The 688-nt window shown below is 36.6% G+C and carries 1 protein-coding gene and 1 pseudogene; one reads left to right on the top strand and one right to left on the bottom strand.

What is annotated here, in order from left to right; all coding sequences use genetic code 11:
• A pseudogene (locus RT405_RS09425) lies at positions 1-160 on the top strand (PTS glucose transporter subunit IIA); the annotation flags it as partial.
• A 90-nt stretch (positions 161-250) separates the two neighbouring features.
• On the opposite strand, the gene RT405_RS09420 reads toward RT405_RS09425, so the two are convergent.
• A partial coding sequence (locus tag RT405_RS09420) for a flavin reductase family protein (protein WP_313469279.1) occupies positions 251-688 on the bottom strand: 438 nt, incomplete at its 5' end.

Here is a 688-nt window from a genome sequence, read left to right as displayed (position 1 = left end):
GATTTCAACTGTTGACTTAGCTGCTTTAGAAGCCGCGGGTAAAGATAGTGCAATGGTAGTTGTCTTTACCAATATGGACAAAGTAGCAGACTTTAATTTAGCTGCTACAGGAGAAGTTTCATCTTCTTCAGAGATTGGTTCTGTCAAAGCGACTGATTAATTTTATTCAAAACCAAAGAAAAGACTTACTTTTTCGTTGCTGAGAAGCGCAAACGGAAAGGTAAGTCTTTTTTTATTGATGCGTTTAGTTTTAGTTCACAGGTCGGATAAGCGTAAATTCTTCATTTAAAGTAGCATATTGATCGCCTGCTAAGCGAGCAACGGGATTTAAATCCCCGGTTAAAATGTAGTCTTTAGCTAAATCAATGACAGATTCATGGAAAAAAAAGTCGGTTATCCGGAAAATAAATAAATCCGTAATAATGTTTCCAGCTTCATCTTTGATAGGAATATGCTGATACAATTTTCCCTCAAAATGAACTTTTGCTTCTTGAATGGTAGGAACACTAACCGTTTGACTATCAATCAGAGTTAATTGAGTTCGATCCAGTTCACTTTCATGAGGAGCTAAAGGAGCTGCTGTACGATTCATTTCTTCAACTAAATCTTGATCTACAATATGAATCACTGCTTCTTTTCGGTCTAAAATATTGCGGGCTGTGTCTTTCTGTTTTCCTGCATTCCGTAA

The organism is Carnobacterium sp., assembly GCF_032094055.1.
Classification (GTDB): Bacteria; Bacillota; Bacilli; order Lactobacillales; family Carnobacteriaceae; genus Carnobacterium_A.
This window is presented reverse-complemented; position numbering and strand designations above follow the sequence as displayed.